20 protein-coding genes are annotated in these 17,237 nt (G+C 50.3%); 12 read left to right on the top strand and 8 right to left on the bottom strand.

Annotated elements, in window-relative coordinates; all coding sequences use genetic code 11:
• The first annotated feature begins 138 nt into the window (after positions 1 to 138).
• On the top strand, positions 139 to 2,451 hold the full coding sequence (locus AC0YOA_RS33815; RefSeq protein ID WP_475790328.1) for a PAS domain S-box protein: 2,313 nt from the start codon (positions 139 to 141) through the stop codon (positions 2,449 to 2,451).
• Between the two features lie 47 nt (positions 2,452 to 2,498).
• The gene (locus tag AC0YOA_RS33810) at positions 2,499 to 3,197 is read left to right on the top strand and encodes a pseudouridine synthase (RefSeq protein WP_475790327.1); all 699 of its coding nucleotides are present in this window, start codon (positions 2,499 to 2,501) and stop codon (positions 3,195 to 3,197) included.
• Between the two features lie 202 nt (positions 3,198 to 3,399).
• Here AC0YOA_RS33810 and motB read toward each other — a convergent pair whose 3' ends face one another.
• Positions 3,400 to 4,212, bottom strand: a complete 813-nt coding sequence (gene motB / locus AC0YOA_RS33805; protein WP_475790326.1) for a flagellar motor protein MotB — start codon at positions 4,210 to 4,212, stop codon at positions 3,400 to 3,402.
• Positions 4,196 to 4,996 (bottom strand): flagellar motor stator protein MotA, encoded by an 801-nt coding sequence (gene motA / locus AC0YOA_RS33800; RefSeq protein ID WP_475790325.1) that lies wholly within the window; start codon positions 4,994 to 4,996, stop codon positions 4,196 to 4,198. Before motA ends, motB begins: the two co-directional genes overlap by 17 nt.
• A 275-nt stretch (positions 4,997 to 5,271) precedes the next feature.
• On the opposite strand from motA, the gene AC0YOA_RS33795 reads away from it, so the two are divergent.
• The 3 genes from AC0YOA_RS33795 (at position 5,272) to AC0YOA_RS33785 (ending at position 7,291) form a co-directional block, all read left to right on the top strand.
• Positions 5,272 to 5,565: a hypothetical protein gene (locus AC0YOA_RS33795; protein WP_210046875.1), complete on the top strand. Its 294-nt coding sequence runs from the start codon at positions 5,272 to 5,274 to the stop codon at positions 5,563 to 5,565.
• 25 nt (positions 5,566 to 5,590) lie between these two features.
• Positions 5,591 to 5,893 carry a 4a-hydroxytetrahydrobiopterin dehydratase gene (locus tag AC0YOA_RS33790; protein ID WP_475790324.1) on the top strand — a complete coding sequence of 101 codons (303 nt, stop codon included), beginning with the start codon at positions 5,591 to 5,593 and terminating at the stop codon, positions 5,891 to 5,893.
• A 156-nt stretch (positions 5,894 to 6,049) separates the two neighbouring features.
• Positions 6,050 to 7,291, top strand: coding sequence for an EAL domain-containing protein (locus AC0YOA_RS33785; protein WP_475790323.1), 1,242 nt, complete (start codon positions 6,050 to 6,052; stop codon positions 7,289 to 7,291).
• A 146-nt stretch (positions 7,292 to 7,437) separates the two neighbouring features.
• Here AC0YOA_RS33785 and AC0YOA_RS33780 read toward each other — a convergent pair whose 3' ends face one another.
• Together AC0YOA_RS33780 and AC0YOA_RS33775 are read right to left on the bottom strand one after the other, a co-directional pair.
• Positions 7,438 to 7,641: a DUF378 domain-containing protein gene (locus AC0YOA_RS33780; protein WP_475772025.1), complete on the bottom strand. Its 204-nt coding sequence runs from the start codon at positions 7,639 to 7,641 to the stop codon at positions 7,438 to 7,440.
• Positions 7,642 to 7,774: 133 nt separating this feature from the next.
• Complete coding sequence (locus AC0YOA_RS33775) at positions 7,775 to 8,290, bottom strand: GNAT family N-acetyltransferase (protein WP_475790322.1); 516 nt, start codon at positions 8,288 to 8,290, stop codon at positions 7,775 to 7,777.
• A gap of 170 nt (positions 8,291 to 8,460) precedes the next feature.
• Here AC0YOA_RS33775 and AC0YOA_RS33770 point away from each other — a divergent pair, with 170 nt between their 5' ends.
• Positions 8,461 to 8,892: a universal stress protein gene (locus AC0YOA_RS33770; protein ID WP_210046871.1), complete on the top strand. Its 432-nt coding sequence runs from the start codon at positions 8,461 to 8,463 to the stop codon at positions 8,890 to 8,892.
• A gap of 136 nt (positions 8,893 to 9,028) precedes the next feature.
• Here AC0YOA_RS33770 and hflC read toward each other — a convergent pair whose 3' ends face one another.
• Together hflC and hflK are read right to left on the bottom strand one after the other, a co-directional pair.
• Entirely contained in the window at positions 9,029 to 9,895 is an 867-nt protein-coding gene (gene hflC / locus AC0YOA_RS33765; protein ID WP_210046870.1) for a protease modulator HflC, read from the bottom strand.
• Positions 9,892 to 10,923 (bottom strand): FtsH protease activity modulator HflK, encoded by a 1,032-nt coding sequence (gene hflK, locus AC0YOA_RS33760; RefSeq protein ID WP_475772028.1) that lies wholly within the window; start codon positions 10,921 to 10,923, stop codon positions 9,892 to 9,894. The genes hflC and hflK overlap by 4 nt, the downstream gene beginning before the upstream one ends.
• Before the next feature lie 185 nt (positions 10,924 to 11,108).
• Here hflK and AC0YOA_RS33755 point away from each other — a divergent pair, with 185 nt between their 5' ends.
• From AC0YOA_RS33755 to AC0YOA_RS33735, 5 genes are all read left to right on the top strand, one after another.
• Positions 11,109 to 12,323, top strand: a complete 1,215-nt coding sequence (locus AC0YOA_RS33755; protein ID WP_475790321.1) for an MFS transporter — start codon at positions 11,109 to 11,111, stop codon at positions 12,321 to 12,323.
• 15 nt (positions 12,324 to 12,338) lie between these two features.
• Positions 12,339 to 13,196 carry a sulfurtransferase gene (locus tag AC0YOA_RS33750; protein ID WP_475790320.1) on the top strand — a complete coding sequence of 286 codons (858 nt, stop codon included), beginning with the start codon at positions 12,339 to 12,341 and terminating at the stop codon, positions 13,194 to 13,196.
• Positions 13,197 to 13,705: 509 nt separating this feature from the next.
• Positions 13,706 to 14,188, top strand: a complete 483-nt coding sequence (locus tag AC0YOA_RS33745) for a DUF2975 domain-containing protein (protein ID WP_475790319.1) — start codon at positions 13,706 to 13,708, stop codon at positions 14,186 to 14,188.
• 10 nt (positions 14,189 to 14,198) lie between these two features.
• Positions 14,199 to 14,417, top strand: a complete 219-nt coding sequence (locus tag AC0YOA_RS33740; protein WP_475790318.1) for a helix-turn-helix domain-containing protein — start codon at positions 14,199 to 14,201, stop codon at positions 14,415 to 14,417.
• A 13-nt stretch (positions 14,418 to 14,430) separates the two neighbouring features.
• Positions 14,431 to 15,678, top strand: coding sequence for a DUF4153 domain-containing protein (locus tag AC0YOA_RS33735; protein WP_475790317.1), 1,248 nt, complete (start codon positions 14,431 to 14,433; stop codon positions 15,676 to 15,678).
• 141 nt (positions 15,679 to 15,819) lie between these two features.
• Here the strand turns inward: AC0YOA_RS33735 and AC0YOA_RS33730 are convergent, their stop codons facing one another.
• Both AC0YOA_RS33730 and AC0YOA_RS33725 read right to left on the bottom strand, forming a co-directional pair.
• On the bottom strand, positions 15,820 to 16,134 hold the full coding sequence (locus tag AC0YOA_RS33730; RefSeq protein WP_210046862.1) for a hypothetical protein: 315 nt from the start codon (positions 16,132 to 16,134) through the stop codon (positions 15,820 to 15,822).
• On the bottom strand, positions 16,127 to 16,495 hold the full coding sequence (locus tag AC0YOA_RS33725) for a DUF6864 domain-containing function (protein WP_475790316.1): 369 nt from the start codon (positions 16,493 to 16,495) through the stop codon (positions 16,127 to 16,129). Before AC0YOA_RS33725 ends, AC0YOA_RS33730 begins: the two co-directional genes overlap by 8 nt.
• A gap of 283 nt (positions 16,496 to 16,778) precedes the next feature.
• Between AC0YOA_RS33725 and AC0YOA_RS33720 the strand changes: the two genes are divergently transcribed.
• Entirely contained in the window at positions 16,779 to 17,228 is a 450-nt protein-coding gene (locus tag AC0YOA_RS33720; RefSeq protein WP_475790315.1) for a MarR family winged helix-turn-helix transcriptional regulator, read from the top strand.
• Positions 17,229 to 17,237: the final 9 nt, after the last annotated feature.

Raw genomic sequence — 17,237 nt, 5'->3', positions numbered from 1 at the left:
TTGTGGATAACTATGTGAATAGTCACTTTTTTGACCCATTTTTAGTCTGTAATCATGGCTGCAGTTACTTTCATTTTATGACAAATATGTTATGATCCAAGTAGATGTCCACAAGCGTGCAAAAGGGTGTGTCGTTAGTTGTCGGTAAAAACGAAGCTATCGTTCATGATTTCGTTCATCGTATTTTTGCTGCTGATTGTTAATGTGATTTTGAACGAATATTCGACCAGAGTCAACATGAAGGCTGAGGTTGAATCAAATATGACCCATATCAGCGAGCAAATCGCCGCCTCCGTAGCCCAGCACACCAGAGAGTATGAATTATTGCAATCGGTATTCGACGAAAAACTGAAGATGGCTTCAGCGGAAACAGCCAAGCGGCTGCAAGACAGCGCAAATCCCGTTACCAGTGAACAGCTGGGACAGCTGGCCAGTCAGCTGGGTGTGACCCAGCTCTCGCTCATTGTACCCATAGATGGAGAATATATCATCAAGCAATCTTCCGATTCGCAGTTAAGCGGACTTAATATGAAAAGCCTGGGGAAGCCTGAGCAGCTGCTAAAGCAGGGACTTACCAATCATTCAAGTGAAGCGCTGCAGAGACTGGGTTATTATTTCTGGTCCGGACCCATCGAAATAAATACAGCTTCAACGACTATGGCCTATCCCGGCAAGTGGGGATTCTATATGCTGAACGATCAGGAATCTATCATTGGCAGCTATATTCAAAATAATCAAACGGAGGGTTATGGGGAAATTAACAGTCCCACTTCCGTATTATCCCAAACCATGACTAATAATCTGATTATTCTGGAGATCAGCGGCTTCAATCCGTTATTATTTGGCAAAGAGCCCGTCGGTGAAATCCCAAAAATGACCAGCGCGCAGCAGATGGCGGAACATCCGGTTTCATTCGGCAGCTATCATTACAGGCAGCCCCAAATGGATGAGAGAAATATTCTTGCGGCATCCCGGGGCCAGAACGTTTTTCGGTATACCACCGTTCAGGGCAAGGATGTGATAAAAAGCTTCGTCAAAGTCGCCGCTTCTGTCCCTTATGTCATTGGCCTGGTGTTGGATGGACAGCCGCTAACGAATAAAATCGATGAACAGCGCAACAACCAGATTTTTATTTCCGCTATTCTTCTTATTATTGTCGTGTTCTGCAGCTATTGGTTGTCCGATATTCTGATACGTCCCATCCGATCGATTTTATGGAAAATCAACGAAGTTTCCTATGGACGTTTTGATAATTCAATTGAAGTCAAGCGCAAGGATGAGCTTGGGCAGCTGGCCCAGCGGGTCAATGCCATGTCCAAGAACCTCGGGATTTATATGACCAAGCTCAAACTGGCATTCGAAGAGAACCGTTCAATGAAAGAATATTTGGAATCCTTCATTAACCATACGACGGATGCGATCCATGTGGTTGATCTGAGCGGACGCATTACCCAGGTGAACCGGGCATTCGAGCAGCTGTTCGGATACACAGCGGATGAGGCAACAGGTCATACCCTTCCACTGGTTCCGGAGCATTTGCATATGGAAGAGCTGCAAATGATGGAAGGGCTCAAGTCGGGCAAACATTTGACAGCCAGGGAAACGATCCGGGTCAACAAAAGCGGGGAGTGGATTGCCGTCAGTGTGACGACATCGCCGATCAGGGACAAGCATGGAACGATCCACGCGATTGCGAGCATCACCCGCGACATGACGGGCCGCAACAAAATGGAGGAGCTGCTGCGCCGGTCAGAGAAGCTCACGACGGTCGGACAGCTGGCGGCAGGGGTCGCCCACGAAATCCGCAACCCGTTGACCACGCTTCGCGGATTTCTGCAGCTCCAATTGGAGACAAACAAGCTGAATACCCGGCATGTCGATATCATGCTCTCCGAGCTGGATCGGATCAATCTGATTGTGGGAGAGTTTCTGATCCTCGCCAAGCCCCAGGCTACCCGGTTTGAGGAGAAGGATGTCCGTTTTATTCTGGGGGATGTCATTTCCCTGCTGGACAGCCAGGCTCATCTATGCGATATCGAATTTATTGCCAACTTCAACATGGACTCCTGCCTGATCTCCTGTGAGGAAAATCAATTGAAGCAGGTCTTCATCAACCTGCTGAAGAACGCCATCGAGGCGATGCCGGACGGCGGGGAAATTCAGGTCAACATCGACAGCAAGGGAAGCAGCGAAGTGTCCGTATCCATAATCGATGAAGGAATCGGCATCCCGGAGGAAATGATCTCGAAGCTTGGCGATCCTTTTTTTACCGGTAAGGATAGCGGCACGGGGCTTGGGATTATGGTCAGCCAGCGGATTATTGAAAGCCATCATGGTATGATGGAGATCAAGAGCAAGGTCGATGTCGGCACAACGGTAACGATCACCCTGCCGCTTATTCAGAAGCCTCGGGAAGAGACAAGCGAAGATCAACCGAATCATGTACAATAGTAGCTGCAGCGACATACAAAGCAAACGGTGCGGGGTGAACTTTCAGCTTGAGAATTAACAAATTTATTAGTGAAACCGGATATTGTTCCAGACGGGAAGCAGACAAGCTTGTCGAGTCGGGACGCGTGACGATTAACGGCATAACAGCAGAGCTCGGGAGTCAGGCGGAGCTTGAGGATGATGTAAGAGTGGATGGGAAGCCGATAGGCGAGCAGAAGAGCCATGTGTATCTTGCGCTCAACAAGCCGATCGGCATTACAAGCACAACCGAAGCTCATATTGAAGGCAATATTGTTGATTTTATCGGTCATGAGGAGCGGATATTTCCGATTGGGCGTCTGGATAAGGATTCGGAAGGACTCATTCTGCTGACCAATGACGGAGATATTGTGAATCGTATTCTGCGGGCAGAAGGAAGGCACGAGAAAGAATATATCGTAACCGTTGACCGGTCGCTAACGCCGCGGTTTCTCAAGGCGATGAGCGAGGGCGTCCGGATTCTGGGCAGCATGACGCTTCCCTGCAAAGTGACGAAGGAAGGGGACCGTGTCTTTCGTATTATTCTGACTGAAGGTAAAAACCGCCAGATCCGGCGGATGTGCGCAACCTTCGGTTATCAGGTGCACGGCCTTCGCCGCGTCCGCATTATGAATATTCATCTTGGTGAGCTCGGAAGAGGCAAGTGGCGTGACCTGACAAAAGGCGAGCTGCAGGAGCTGATGGCGCTGCTGGAGAACCATGGGTGAGAGGGCAGGCAATAACAAGCTTTATATGCCAATGCCTCTTGAGAGCAGCATAGCTGAGGTTGGCCCGCAATCTCGCATATAAATGAATAAACCAAAAACCAACGTTTCCAGCAGATATGCCGGATTTACGTTGGTTTTTTTGTAAGGTACCTTTATATAAGTTATGCGGAGGATTGACCAAGACTTGAAATAATAAGAGTCTTTAGGCTTTTGGGGTTGCTGGAATTTCCTGAGCCTTGGTGGCATCCATGAATTTACGGATAATGGATACTTCCACGCGGCGGTTCTTGGAGCGGCCGAGCGCCGTATCATTGGTGTCCACGGGACGATACTCTCCGTACCCGATAGCGCTGAACAGCTTCGGATTCAGGTTCTTGTTAAGCAATAAGACATCCATGAAGCGTATGGCGCGTGAGGAGCTCAAATCCCAGTTGGATTGAAATTCCGCGGTCGAAATCGGCTCATTGTCGGTATGCCCGGATACGACGATTTCATAGTCGGAATAAGGCTGCAGCATGTTCGCGATCGCTTTCGCAAGTATGCGCGCTTCCGGCTTGACTGTGGAGCTGCCGGATGGGAAGAGCGCATTGTCGCTTATCGTAATCATAAGCTGCGATTGATTAAGCTTTGTATCGAGCTGAGTTGTGAGGCCGTTCGTCTGGATGTATTTATCAATCTGCTTCTTGAGGTCCTCCAGCTCCTGCTGCTCCTGCTTCATCAGCTCATTGCGCTTCGCATCGGTGGTGGCATCCTCCGGCTTGGTATGGTTTTTGTCATCCCGGTCCAGATCCTCGCCATTACTGACGACGGAGGTATTATCCAGAACGCCGACACCGCTGTCGAGTGCCACGTTAAACGCTCTGCTCATATCCTCAAACTTCTTGGAATCAACAGAGTTCATTGCATATAATACGATGAACAAGGCGAGCAGGAGGGTAAGCAAATCGGCATAGGGGATCAGCCACGACTCGTCGGCATGTTCTTCGTGATGCTCGCTTTTATGCCTTCTGCTCATTGCCCTCCGCCCCCTTCTCACTCATTTTCAAACGTTGAGTAGGTGTTAAGTATACAGACAGCTTCTGATTGATTGCGATGGTCGATACACCGGATTGAATGGACAGGAGGCCTTCAACCATCATCAGGCGAAGCTCGACTTCACGTTTGGAGAGACGCTTGAGCTTGTTGGCAATCGGATGCCACAGCACGTAACCGGTGAAAATCCCGAGCAGAGTAGCAATGAAGGCCGCTGCGATTGCATGCGCCAGCTTCTCCATGTCGCTCATATCTGCCAGTGCGGCAATCAGACCGATAACGGCGCCGAGAACCCCAAGCGTAGGGGCGTACATGCCGGCCTGGGAGAAAATAAGGGCTCCGGCGCGGTGGCGCTCTTCTGTAGCGGATATATCCTCAAGCAGCACGTCGCGTACAAAATCCTGATCGTTCCCGTCTATAATCATCCGCATTCCGTTGCGAAGAAAAGGATCCTGGATATCATCGACCTGGGTCTCAAGTGCAAGGAGGCCTTCGCGGCGGGTGATGGTAGCCCAGTCCATGAATAAGCTGATAAGCTCTTCACGCGGCAGCAGCTTCTGTGCGATGAAAGTCATCTTGAGCAGCTTAGGGAATTTTGCGATCTCGTTCATGGGAAAAGCAATGAAGAGAGAAGCTGCGGTACCCACGATAATGATCGTGAACGCAGCGGGATTGACCAGACTGCTGAGCGGCGCATGCTTGAGCGCCATACCAAGAATAACAGCCACGAGCCCAAGCACAATACCAATAATCGTTGATTTTTCCATGACACACCTCGTCCGATAAAATATTGACAATGGGATAGCTGCCGAATTAAGGCAGCTCGGATCCCGTTGTTAGAATTGCAGGGCGGTACACGGAGTGTCCGGCTGACAAAATAAAACTTCTTTCGACAATGCAGTCTATATCTATTTATCGTCAAAATCAGCGTGTAGATTAGAGCAATTTGGATGTTTTAGAAGCAATTGATTATTTTTTATGTGATATTCGTGTAAAATGATGATGAAGAAGCTCCATTTGAGGGTAAAGGTGGTTATAAGAGATGGGCGTTAAGCACGCTAGAGAATATACCGACATTTTGAAGGATCTGACCGAGGCAATCGGGTCGATTGAGGACAGTTATACTTTTTTTGAAATGGAACGGGCGGACTGGATGGCGCTTGAGCCGCAGCAGCGGACCGAGCTGATGGAGGTTCTGGCGGATGACCTGTTCTATGCGCTTGGCGAGGATTCCGTCATTGAAGTCGGGCAGGGAGTGGTCAATTACCGTTCCAAACACCATTGCATCGAGGTATCGGTCGATGGGAAGGAAAGCCGGATTGTCCGCCTGATTTAAACCGTTGGATGAAGGAGTGAGTATCGTGGCCAGAGTGGAAAAACTGCCGAAGGCGATAGTGGATGAAGCGATATCGGGACTTGAGAACTGGGATCGCGAGGATGAGAAATGGATGCGGGGCAGCTACAAGCTGGGATCGTTCAAGGATGCGATGGCATTCGCCCAGCAGGTCGCCGTCATTGCCGAGGAGATGGATCATCATCCATATTTCATCATCGATTTCAAGAAGGTCATTCTTCGATTGAGCACTCTGGATGCTGGCGGCTTGACAGAGCTGGATATCCAAGCCGCCAAACGCTACAATGAGGCCTCGCTTGCTTATCTTTAGGAAATAGAAGGCAAACAAACAGATGTGTGGACTCCAATGCCGTGTGCCTAGGGCAGTTCTTGCCCTTTACAACGATTCGACACTATTTTACAATAAGAAAAAAGTGTTAATTGTTAGTAAACATGACATTAAGATATCATGAGGGGCGCGGCGGCGATGACGGAAGCACACAGCATGACGTGGTCAATGGAAGAGAATACGGTTGATCAACTCATCCCGTTTTACCAGCCGGTGCTTGCGCTCGATACCAGGCTGATTATGGGCTACGAGGCGCTTGGCCGTATTCGAACCCGTCAGGGAGTACGCAGCCTCGGGCCATTTTTTGAAAACAAGGCAATATCGATGGGGGAGCAAATTCGCGTTGACCGGCTCTTGCGAGAGCAGGCGCTGGCCAAATTTGCCGCGGATTCCGCATCGTCGGACCCGGGGATGCTGTTTCTGAATTTAAAGCCCTCCTGGATTTTTCAGACCTATGCGAATACCGGGGAACTGCCGACGCTTCAGCTGCTGGATAAGTATGGTGTCGATCCTGCCCGTGTGGTGATCGAGATTACGGAGGAGTCGTTTCTGGATCCTATGGAACGGCTGCGGGCTGTTGTCGACGTTTACCGCAAGGAAGGCTGCCGGATTGCCATAGACGATGTAGGCAGCGGATTCAGCAATATGGACCGGATTGCGCTGATTCAACCCCATATTCTGAAAATCGACATCCATATGCTCCAAAAAAGCGAGCTTCACAGCGGCTATTACGGCGTTCTTCGTTCCTTCTCCACGCTGGCCGACCAGATCGGCGCTTCGCTGCTGCTTGAAGGTGTGGAAACGGAGCAGGAGCTGCAGCGCGCCATCGAGATTGGTGCGAGGTATGTACAAGGGTATTTGTTTGCTCCGGCAGAGCCGGAATTCAGGCCCTCGGACAGCTTTGCCGGATTGATCGAAAAAGGGCTGGAACAGCGTCGCTCGCGCATCATTCTGGCTGAGCGTTATTGGACTTTCGAGGCGGAGAAGCTGCGGCTAATTGTGGAAGCGGCCTGGGAGGCAAGAGCGGAAGGCTGCCCGGAAGAGGCGGAGGATACCGTTATCGAGCAAATTCTCCCCAAACTGGAGTCATCCTGTATCCGCGTTTATATGTGCAGGGAAGACGGCATTCAGATCTCATCCAACTATCATCGGATTATGGGAGAAGACTGGAAGCGGGAGGCAGCCTTCCGAGGGCTGAATTGGAGCTGGAGGCCTTATTTCATCCCGACTTCAGTGGAGCTCGAAGGAACGATGCGCGCCGCGGTGTCCCGAACCTACACGGATCTAGACTCCTTCGACCGCATTCGAACAATCTCTATGCCGGTAGGCAGACGCGGTCTGTTATTCGCGGATTTAATCGACCCTGAAGGGGAAAGCTGACAATCTCGCGGCATGACATAATAAAGAAGACATACCAGCTGCTCGGCGAGAGGAGCGGGTATGTCTTTTTGTTATGATCGAGGGAAGAAACTAAGCTAGGGCCGCCAGGGACGGCGAAGCGATCACTTCTTATAAAAAACGTGTTGTTAATTCTCAGAGGATACTTTAGGAAATAAGGACAGGGCATAGAGCGCGGACAATCCTACGATAATGTAAACGATTTTGGCGCCGACTGTGTCCGAACCGTCGAAAATTTCCGATACCACATCATACTCGAACAGACCGACCAATAGCCAATTCAACCCTCCAATGATGAGAATAATCAAGCCAATGATATTCAACGTTTTCAAATGGACCCGCCTCCTTGAAAATGGTATGCGAAGCACGAGAACGAAGCTGATGGATATGCTGCGCTCTTCACACCCCATAATACGATTATGCAAAGCGGGGATATTTTAGTACGTATCGTGAGTGCCCGCATTCTTATGAGGCATTCATCGGCTCGGGAGAGTAGGTCATGCAGTGCACTTCGATTGGGCCGTCAACCGTCCTCCTGATATAGGTATCGGTAATCACAAACCCGGCTTTCTCATAGGTGCGGATCGCCCGCAGGTTCCACACATGCACTTCAAGATCCAATATATCTTCAGGCGCGCGGCTGATTCCTTCTGCGATGATGGTTTGCAAAAATTGCAGGCCAAGCCCGTGTCCGCACAGATCCGGACGCATGCCCAGACCAATCCGGGTAACGCCGAGCAGAGGGAAGAACTGGATAAATCCGATCAATTCGCCATCCGCATCCACGACTGCGCAGTACTGCTTCTCCCGGATCTCGGGATCGCCGAACTCCAGACCGAGCTGCAGCATGACCTCCCATGACGACCAGTTATAGAAATCAAAAGGAGGCTCATAATGCCAGCTGCAGAGCTCTTCGGCCTGCTGGGGCGAGAGCGCCGTTACGGTAAAGCTGGAATTATTGGCTGTACGTATGAGATTCATGTTTAGGCAAGCCTCCTAATGGGGATCATGACGGAAAGGATGATTGTTATTATAGCAAATTGGTACGAATTCTAGTGGAGGAAATATCCGCCTGATCGGTTTGAAATGTCTTCCTGACGGTTAAATAATAATAGGTATTGCCGAAGATGTCCACACAAGGAGGAATTACCATGCTTTTTTCTCATATCGTGGTCGCTTATGACGGTTCTATGGCTTCTGTGAAAGCACTTAATACCGCAATTGAGCTGGTGGAAAAGAAGCAGGCGAATAGAATTACCGTGGTTCATGTATACAGTGTTCCCTACATGGCGATTGCGGATTCGGTTGTATCGGTGCCGAACTCCGTACAGCGGGAATGGCTGGAGAAGGCGCAAAAATTGCTCGCTGATGCCAGCGAGAAGATCTCGCAGCTGCCTTATGCAAATACGGTTATTCTGGAGGGCAGTCCGGCTGAAGCCATTCTGCAGTATACGGAACAAAACGGGGGCAATCTGATTGTGATCGGCAGCCGCGGACTTGGTGGACTACGCGAATTTATGATGGGCAGCGTAAGCCACAACGTCGCCCAGCATGCGAGTGTCCCGGTGCTTATCATTAAATAAAATTGCAGTGAAGATGTCCATTAGGAAGCAGTTAGAATAGATAGTAAAAGGGCCGTAATCCCGCGCTGCAGCGTTGGATTTACGGCCCTTTGTTCACGAAAATAACCAGAAAGGCGGCTCCTGCTTGCAGCAGGGTTTATTTGCCCAGCAGAATCCGGGTGTAAGGCGAATCAATCGGCATGAGAATAACCGGCTCGTTGGAGAGCGTCGTCACATAGCTTTCCAGGGTACGGTAAAAGCTGTAGAACTGAGGGTCTTTTCCGTACGCCTCGTTATAGATTTTGGCGGCTTCCTGCTCGCCCTGGGCAATAATTTTCTTGGCGTCGGCTTCTGCCTGGGCCAGAAGCTCGGTTGCCGTGCGGTCGGCCTTGGACGTGATTTTGCGGGATTCCTCGTCGCCTTCGGACAAGTAGCGGGCCGCGATCGACTGACGGTCCGAAATCATCCTGTTATATACGCTCTGCTTGTTCTCTTCCGGCAGATCGGTCCGTTTGATCCGGACATCGATAATTTCGATGCCGTAGTTATCGCGTATGAGGGCAGTGGAAACGTCAGCCGTAATTTCATCGTTAATATTGCCGCGTTCCGTATTCTCGCTGATAATATTGTCATAATTGATTTCCGACAGCTTGCGCCGGACCGAGTTGTATACGGCTTCGTCGATCCTCTGGATGCCCACCGATATGGTCTGGGCTGTCTTGAGGAAGAATTCAGGGTTGTCAATCCGCCACACCGTATAATTGTCAACGATGATCGGCTTCTGGTCTTTGGTCAGAATGGCAGTAGGATTGCTTTCATATGTCATCTGGTACTTTGGCAGTGTAGAGACATTTTCGATAAAGGGAATTTTGAAGGCCAGGCCGGGTGTCTTCTCTACCCTGACAGCCTCGCCGAATTTGAGCACCACCTTGTACTCGCCTTCTTTGACAATGAACATGGAGGTGAAGATCAGGATGATCACAACGACAGCTCCGGCTAAACTCAGAATCATTCGTTTACTCATGGCGTTGAACCTCCCGAGGTCGTACCAGATGAAGTTGTAGAAGGTGTGGTCGTTGTCGTTGTGCTGCCGCTGCGCAGAAGCTCATTGATTGGCAAATATTTCACGGTATCCCCGGCTGAATCAGAGATGAAGATTTTGGCCTTCGGCAAAATTTTCTCCAGCGTCTCGACGATCAGACGGCTTTCAGTGACATCGGGATTTTTCTTGTATTCGGTGAAAATGGCGTTAAACTGGGCGACATCGCCCTCTGCGTTCAGAATCCTGGATTTCTTCGTTCCTTCCGCATTCTCGAGCAGCGCCTGCGCTTCACCGCGCGCTTTGGGGATTTTGTCATTCTCGTATTTGGTTGCATTGTTGATCTTCGTATTCTTCTCCTCACGGGCGTTGGTAACCTCGCGGAAGGCTTCTTCGACCTGACCGCTTGGCGGTTCGATGTCCTGGAATTTAATATCGATGATCTGCATGCCGGTGTGGTATCTGCCCTGCAGCTCGAGCAGTCTTTCGCGGACTTTATCCTGGATCTCGGTCTTCCCGTCGGTGATGGCATAATCGAGCTTCTCTGACCCGATTACCGAGCGGATGGAGGAGCTGGAGGCATTGCGCAGAAATTGCTCCGGATTATCAATGTTGAATAAGTATTCATGAATATTGCTGATTTTCCACTGGACGACGGCGTCGGCAGAGACAATATTCTCATCGCCGGTAATCATCATGGCTTCTTCATCAACCGGCGTAATGGTCGCCCCGTCCTGACGGTAGCCGATGTAAATGCGCTGCGTCAGCTCGGCGGGTACGATAATGACCTGCTGAATTGGAAAAGGCCATTTGAAATGCAGCCCGGCCGTTGTCTCGCCTGTATATTTGCCGAAAGTCAGAATAGCGGCTCTTTCCTGTTCCTGGACCGTGTAGAAGCTTGAATATCCAATAATAATGACAAGCAGGATCACGACCCCGATCGCGATCTTTTTGAACAAGCCTGGCGGCAATTCGGGTTTGTTCTTTTTACTTTCCATTCCCACGAGTTCCATTCAATCACGTGCCTCCCTTATCTTATTACTGTATAAATCTGTCTCTGTAGGAAGTCTATACGCAGCGAGGGGTATATAGGTCTCATAAATAAATTTTACCCGGATAGTTAGGTCTTCCTTGATAAATTCCCCGCGTGGTATGATAACGTGGTCTGCATATGGGAATCAGGAAGGGAATTATACGTATGGCTCGATTGGTTTTTTTGGGTTGTGTCGCTTATTTTGTTGTCGGGTTAGGGCAGCTCGTTGTTGGAGCTGTAATGGAGCCCATGGTCCATGCTTACGGGATTCATTACGGAGATGGCGGACAATTGGTCATGAATTCGTTCCTGGGCGGCATGGTGGGCGTTCTGCTGGCGCCCTGGATGATCAGACGGATCGGCAAGAAACCGCTGCTGCTGCTGGCACTGGGCATCATTGTGGCAGGGGAAGCGGTATACGCGCTGCAGCCGACCTGGGGATGGATGCTGACTGCGGCACCGTTCGCCGGATATGGTCTGGGAACGATGGAAGCGATCGTCAGCGCCTTCATCATCGGCGCATCTGCCGGTAATGCCAACGTGGCGATGAGCCGGGTGGAGGTATTCTTCGGCGTTGGAGCGCTGCTGATGCCATTCGCCGGGGCGGCGCTCATTGCAAGCGGGCATTGGGTCGCGGCTTTCGGCGTCGTAGGCGGAATGGCTATCGTAACTTTGGTCCTGTGGCTGCTGTTCTGGCCATCTATTCTGGATCGTCCAGCCGTTCATCAGGCTCATGAAGCGAATGAGGCAGGGCAAATGCCTAGCCGTTCGCGCATCATAGCTGTGCTGACCGCTTGCTGCACCTTCTTCATCGTGTATGTCGGAATGGAGATGAGTTTTGTTCATTATCTGCCATCACTGCTGGTGCAGAGTAATGGACTTACGGAGGAAGCGGCTTCGCTGTCCTTAAGCGCCTTCTGGGGCGCGATGGTGCTGGGCAGGCTGGCAGCCGGCCAGATGGCGGACCGATGGGGCGGCGCGGCGTATCTGTTCACAACCTGCGCCGTGACTTTTGTGCTCTTCGTGCTGATGGGCGGCTTCGGGGGGCCGTGGGCGATGTTTCTGTTCACCTTCGCGGCCGGGCTTGCGATGTCAGGGATGTTCGCCATTGCGCTTGTGTTCGCCAATCGCGCGCTGCCCGGCATGACTGAGCGGACCATCAGCCTGCTGATGGCCTGCGGCGGGATCGGCGGAGCGTTCATGCCCCGGCTAACGGGATGGTTCCTGGACGAAAATGGTGCGGACGCTACGCGCTGGCTGTTCGCAGGCTATGCGCTTCTCATGTTTGGCGTCGTAATTTGGGCGCTGCTTGTATCAAGGCCAAAAAAGCAGTCCATGCAGACTGCAAACCATGTAAGACTTCATTCCACTCATTCGTAAAGGAGACAGGCCTATATGAAAGCTATTGTAACGGCAGCCTGGCTGGCCGGGCATGCACAGGACAAGGACTTGGTCATCGCGGATTGTCGATTCCGACTGGATGATGTCGCTGCGGGAGACAGCGCCTATCAAGAGGCTCATCTTCCCGGGGCTGTCCGTCTGGACCTGGACCGCGATCTTACGGGGGCGAAGGGCGAGCACGGGGGCCGGCATCCGCTGCCGGACCTGGCGCAGCTGGCCGCGAAGCTTGGCAAGCTTGGCATCGGCAACGGGACAACGGTTGTGGCTTACGACGACCAAGGCGGCGCTATGGCCTCGCGTCTATGGTGGCTGCTGAGGTATATGGGGCACGATGCCGGGGCTTACATTCTGGATGGCGGGTATACCGGATGGGAGAAGGCGGGTTATCCGCTGGATTCGGCGGTTCCTGAGCCGAATCCGCAGACGTTCCGTCTGCAGGTCCGCGAGGAGCTGACCGCGGATGTGGAGGAAGTGCGCGGCAAGCTGGGCCAGCCGGGCGTCGTGCTGGTCGATTCCCGCGAAGCGCCGCGCTACCGCGGCGAGGCGGAGCCGATTGACCGCGCAGCCGGGCATATTCCCGGCGCGGTCAATCATTTCTGGAGCGAAGGGCGCGGCGCAGACGGAGCCTGGAAGAGCGCCGAGGCGCAGCGGGAGCGCTTCGCGGATCTGTCCAGGGACGATGAGATCATCGTCTACTGCGGCTCTGGCGTGACCGCCTGCCCGAACGTGATGGCATTGGAGGCGGCGGGTTTTACCCGGGTGAAGCTGTATCCGGGGAGCTGGAGTGATTGGATTTCGTACGAGGGGAATCCGGTGGCGGTAGGGAACGAAGAAGAGCGAAAAGACGGATAGTAGTATGCGGAGTGCAAATACAGAGCGTGGCGGGATGACCGCGCGCTCTGTATTTTTGTTGTCTTCAAGTCAACATGGAGTCAGTAGCTAAAGAAGCGAACGTATCTGCTTTTGCTATTCGACACTTCAAAAAACAATGGTGGTGTATAAATGAACATGATCAGCCTGCTGGATGATAAATCGCTTAAGTCAATCGAAAAAAGAGAAGCGATCGTTGACGCAATAAAGAGCGGGGAGATAACGACCGCTGCTCTGTATTTTTTTTGAACAATCAGAAAGGCTGAAATGTGGCCTCATCTTTTCTGATCGTTTGGAGGAAGAAACTAACTTTACGCATAAGGACGGCGAAGCCTTTTCTTCTTATATAAACACAGGGACGGCCGGAACTCCTTCTCTAAGGAACGGCTATTTTAACAACAAAAATATATCTAATATCGTCACAAACATATTGTAAAACGATAAATATATGTTAAAATCGAATTAATTCTTCTAAAGTGAGGGGCTTTTTTATGAAACGAGGAACAACACTATTTTTAAAGGTAGCTGTTATTCTGATTGGAATCCCAGTTCTTGCTTTATGCATCTTTTTGGTGCCTGAGATTGCGAATTATGCGGTTGAATTGTATCCGGATATTACGTATTTGAAGCATCTCGTGTTTATCGATATTTATGCATCGGCGATCCCTTTTTACTTCGCTCTGTATCAAGCTTTTAACCTTTTGAGCTACATTGACAAGAACACGGCGTTCTCGGAATTATCCGTGCGGGCTTTAAAGAATATCAAAAACTGCGCGATCGCAATCAGCGGCTTGTATGCGGCAGGCATGCCGCTCTTTTATCTCATCGCGGAGAAAGACGATGCCCCGGGAATCATCGTCATTGGATTGACTATTATTTTTGCCTCTATGGTGATTGCCGTTTTTGCCGCCGTTCTCCAAAAGCTCTTAAAAGAAGCTATCGATATCAAATCGGAAAATGACCTGACGGTCTGAGGTGAATATTATGGCGATCATAATCAACATTGATGTGATGTTGGCTAAACGAAAAATGAGCGTAACCGAACTTTCGGAGAAGGTTGGAATCACAATGGCTAACCTGTCCATATTAAAGAACGGAAAGGCAAAGGCGATTCGATTATCCACTTTAGAGGCGATTTGTAAGGCTTTAGCATGCCAGCCGGGAGATATTTTAGAATACAAAAGCGACGAGACCGAAGCATAAGGGAGGCATAACGATGGACAATAACAATCTCATTACCGAAAACATGGATAATCCCCGTGAGCTGGAGAGAATGTTTAGAAAAACCCCCGAAGCCTTTAAAAAGTCATTCTCCTACGCATGGGAACAAAACCCCGATTCGCAGGTTCTTGCCGTTTGGCAGGAAAGGCTGCATTTCAAGGAGACGGAAAATACTGAAAAGACTTCTTTGATTCAGAAAAGTTTCTTATTCATCGGTATTTTAGCAATCCTGGCGGGGATATGCACGAGGCTCCTCTTTCAGTTTACCGAACAGGAAGCAATAGCCCCGGTCAACCTTGTTTTCGGCATACTTCCCTTTATGGCTATCTATTTTGTATACAATAATCCCTCCAATAAAAGCGTGATCTATACCCTTTCATCGTTATTCCTGATCTCCGGATTTTATCTGAATATGCTCCCGCTAGAGAATAAAGACAGCATTATCATGGCTTATCTTCACCTTCCCATTTTCTTGTGGGTAGTTATGGGGCTGGCATTTACAGGAAATGAATACGGCAGAGGCAGCGCAAGATTAGCCTATCTTAAATTTAATGGGGAATTTGGCATCCTGTACGCCTGCATGGCCATAAGCGGAATGGTGCTAACCGCAATAACGATGCAGTTATTTAGATTTGTCGGTACGGATATTTCGGAATTCTACTTCAAAAATGTCGTTTTATTCGGTGCTGCCGCCCTGGCAATCGTGGCTGCATATTTGGTATCAAGGGACATTAAGCTTGCAAAAAATATAGCGCCCTATATAGCCAAAATTTTCAGTCCGCTTGTACTGGCAACATTGCTGGTCTACTTTATAGCGGTTATTTGGATTGGAAAAAATCCATTCCTGGACCGCGATTTCCTCTTGGTTTTCAACGGAGTGCTCCTTAGCGTATTGGCCGTCACCATTTTCTCCATTACCGAACGCGGCACGGACGAGAAAATGAACGTTTCCGATTATATTAATATTGCCCTCATTGCCCTTGCTCTTATCATTGACGGTGTAGCCTTATCGGCCATCGTGTTCAGGCTTTCTTCCTATGGGATTACGCCCAACAGACTTGCTGTTTTAGGCGTAAACCTGCTGATTTTTGCCAATCTCATTTGGATTATTCTTTCTTATGTGCGTTTTCTACGAAACAAAACCGGACCGTCAGCTATTCAGGATGCCGTTACGAAGTATTTGCCGGTCTACGGACTGTGGGCTGCTTGCGTTACCTTTACTTTCCCTTTGTTGTTTAGGTAGAAAGGATTTGCATTACTATTGCGACTGTTATTCAGCATATTGTCGAATGCCACAAGACCGTGCAGTGAATCCGAAATGAGTGAGGTAGTGCAGTTGGAGTGACTGGATCAGCTATGAAGGGAATCCCCGCGTGCAGCTGATTCAGCTCAAGTTATCTTTCGACCGCGACCCTATCAAGTAGCCGATAATCGTCGATTCGACGGGGATCACCACGAGCGTCCACATATCCTTTAATCCAAAGTCGGCCGAACGGTATCGGTCGGGCGTCAACGTATAGACAAGGGCGATGAGAAGAACGCCGAGTGCGATCGTCCCTACGATATACAGGCGAACATTTTCTCCTGATCCGAAAAATTTGCCAAGAAAGCCGAGCTCCGCTTTGCGTTTATCACTTTCCGCGTTCGCCGCTATGATCTTGCTCGCTACTTTCGGGTCCTGGATTTCGATCTTATTCATGCTCCGCGACCCCCTCGCCCGAGAAAAATGTAAACGTCAGCGCCCAGGACGACGCATCGAAATTTATGGTCACCTCGTAACGCAGAGAGAGTTTGCGGTTGTTCAGGACGCCAAGATGGACCATGTCGTCGTTGCCGGTCGGCTTGCCTCTTGGAAAGTTGACACACGCGATCCGGACCTCATTGTAACGAACAAGCCGGATATCCGTCATGAAATCGTCCCTCGACGGTTCGTGTTCGATGCAGAAGACGAATGTTAACGGATCGTTTTCTTCCGACAACACGATTTCGATGGGACTCATCCCATAGGCGAATACTCTGCCGTGATACACAACTTCGAATCCTCCAGACGTAATTTTCATCTTTATCCCTCCGAGGCGATCTGTCATCGTACGAGCTTCCTTGTTATAGTGTACGAACGAGTGGACGGGATCATGTCAACAGTCGGTCTGCCCACGTGAATTGCACATCGGGGAACGACCGGCTAAACTGTATGGCGAGACGGCTGTGTTTCTCCTTGCGCCAAGGAAACACGGCCCTTTTTGTTCGCTGCATAATTTTTCGTCCTAATAGTTGCAATAACCTTCTATCTCGCATATACTGAAATTAGTTGCAATAACATCCTATATTAGGAAGGTGAATCAGATGGAAACGGATGGGGCCCATGAATCCAAGGGAGCTGTTGAATCGCACGGGAAGTACATTTCGGCCATTTATCGCCATATGCAGGTTCTGATCGCAGCCGAGCTGGCGCCTTTTCGCATCGGGAGCGGGCAGTATATTTTTCTGATGGCGATCTCGGGCCAGGAGAAAATCACGCAAAAGGCGCTGAGCGAGGATCTGCTCATCGATAAGACAACGACCGCGAAGGCGATCGCCAAGCTTGAAGCCGAGGGATACGTGCGGAGGGAAGCCGATCCCGCCGATAACCGCTACCAGCTGCTCTATCTGACGGAAGCGGGCAGGGCGGTGGTTCCGAAGGTTCAGGAAGGATTGAACCGCATCAAGAACATCGCCCGAAAGGGCATCAATGACGAGGAGTATGCGTTCATGCTGAGCCTGTTGAAAAAAGTGCTCCGCAATGTGAGCGAATAGAAGGGAGGC

This window comes from Paenibacillus sp. JT22N12, assembly GCF_056269365.1.
Note: the sequence above shows the minus strand (reverse complement) of the source record. Positions and strands in the feature narration are given on the sequence as shown.

What these genes read in the sequence shown, in the direction of transcription:
- AC0YOA_RS33720 (WP_475790315.1), top strand. Translation starts at nt 16,779, where the DNA reads ATGGAAACGGATGGGGCCCATGAATCCAAGGGAGCTGTTGAATCGCAC.
- motB (WP_475790326.1), bottom strand. Translation starts at nt 4,212, where the DNA reads ATGAGCAGAAGGCATAAAAGCGAGCATCACGAAGAACATGCCGACGAG.
- AC0YOA_RS33735 (WP_475790317.1), top strand. Translation starts at nt 14,431, where the DNA reads ATGGACAATAACAATCTCATTACCGAAAACATGGATAATCCCCGTGAG.
- AC0YOA_RS33740 (WP_475790318.1), top strand. Translation starts at nt 14,199, where the DNA reads ATGGCGATCATAATCAACATTGATGTGATGTTGGCTAAACGAAAAATG.
- hflC (WP_210046870.1), bottom strand. Translation starts at nt 9,895, where the DNA reads ATGAGTAAACGAATGATTCTGAGTTTAGCCGGAGCTGTCGTTGTGATC.
- AC0YOA_RS33745 (WP_475790319.1), top strand. Translation starts at nt 13,706, where the DNA reads ATGAAACGAGGAACAACACTATTTTTAAAGGTAGCTGTTATTCTGATT.
- AC0YOA_RS33750 (WP_475790320.1), top strand. Translation starts at nt 12,339, where the DNA reads ATGAAAGCTATTGTAACGGCAGCCTGGCTGGCCGGGCATGCACAGGAC.
- AC0YOA_RS33730 (WP_210046862.1), bottom strand. Translation starts at nt 16,134, where the DNA reads ATGAATAAGATCGAAATCCAGGACCCGAAAGTAGCGAGCAAGATCATA.
- AC0YOA_RS33785 (WP_475790323.1), top strand. Translation starts at nt 6,050, where the DNA reads ATGACGGAAGCACACAGCATGACGTGGTCAATGGAAGAGAATACGGTT.
- motA (WP_475790325.1), bottom strand. Translation starts at nt 4,996, where the DNA reads ATGGAAAAATCAACGATTATTGGTATTGTGCTTGGGCTCGTGGCTGTT.
- AC0YOA_RS33725 (WP_475790316.1), bottom strand. Translation starts at nt 16,495, where the DNA reads ATGAAAATTACGTCTGGAGGATTCGAAGTTGTGTATCACGGCAGAGTA.
- AC0YOA_RS33795 (WP_210046875.1), top strand. Translation starts at nt 5,272, where the DNA reads ATGGGCGTTAAGCACGCTAGAGAATATACCGACATTTTGAAGGATCTG.
- hflK (WP_475772028.1), bottom strand. Translation starts at nt 10,923, where the DNA reads ATGGAACTCGTGGGAATGGAAAGTAAAAAGAACAAACCCGAATTGCCG.
- AC0YOA_RS33755 (WP_475790321.1), top strand. Translation starts at nt 11,109, where the DNA reads ATGGCTCGATTGGTTTTTTTGGGTTGTGTCGCTTATTTTGTTGTCGGG.
- AC0YOA_RS33775 (WP_475790322.1), bottom strand. Translation starts at nt 8,290, where the DNA reads ATGAATCTCATACGTACAGCCAATAATTCCAGCTTTACCGTAACGGCG.
- AC0YOA_RS33770 (WP_210046871.1), top strand. Translation starts at nt 8,461, where the DNA reads ATGCTTTTTTCTCATATCGTGGTCGCTTATGACGGTTCTATGGCTTCT.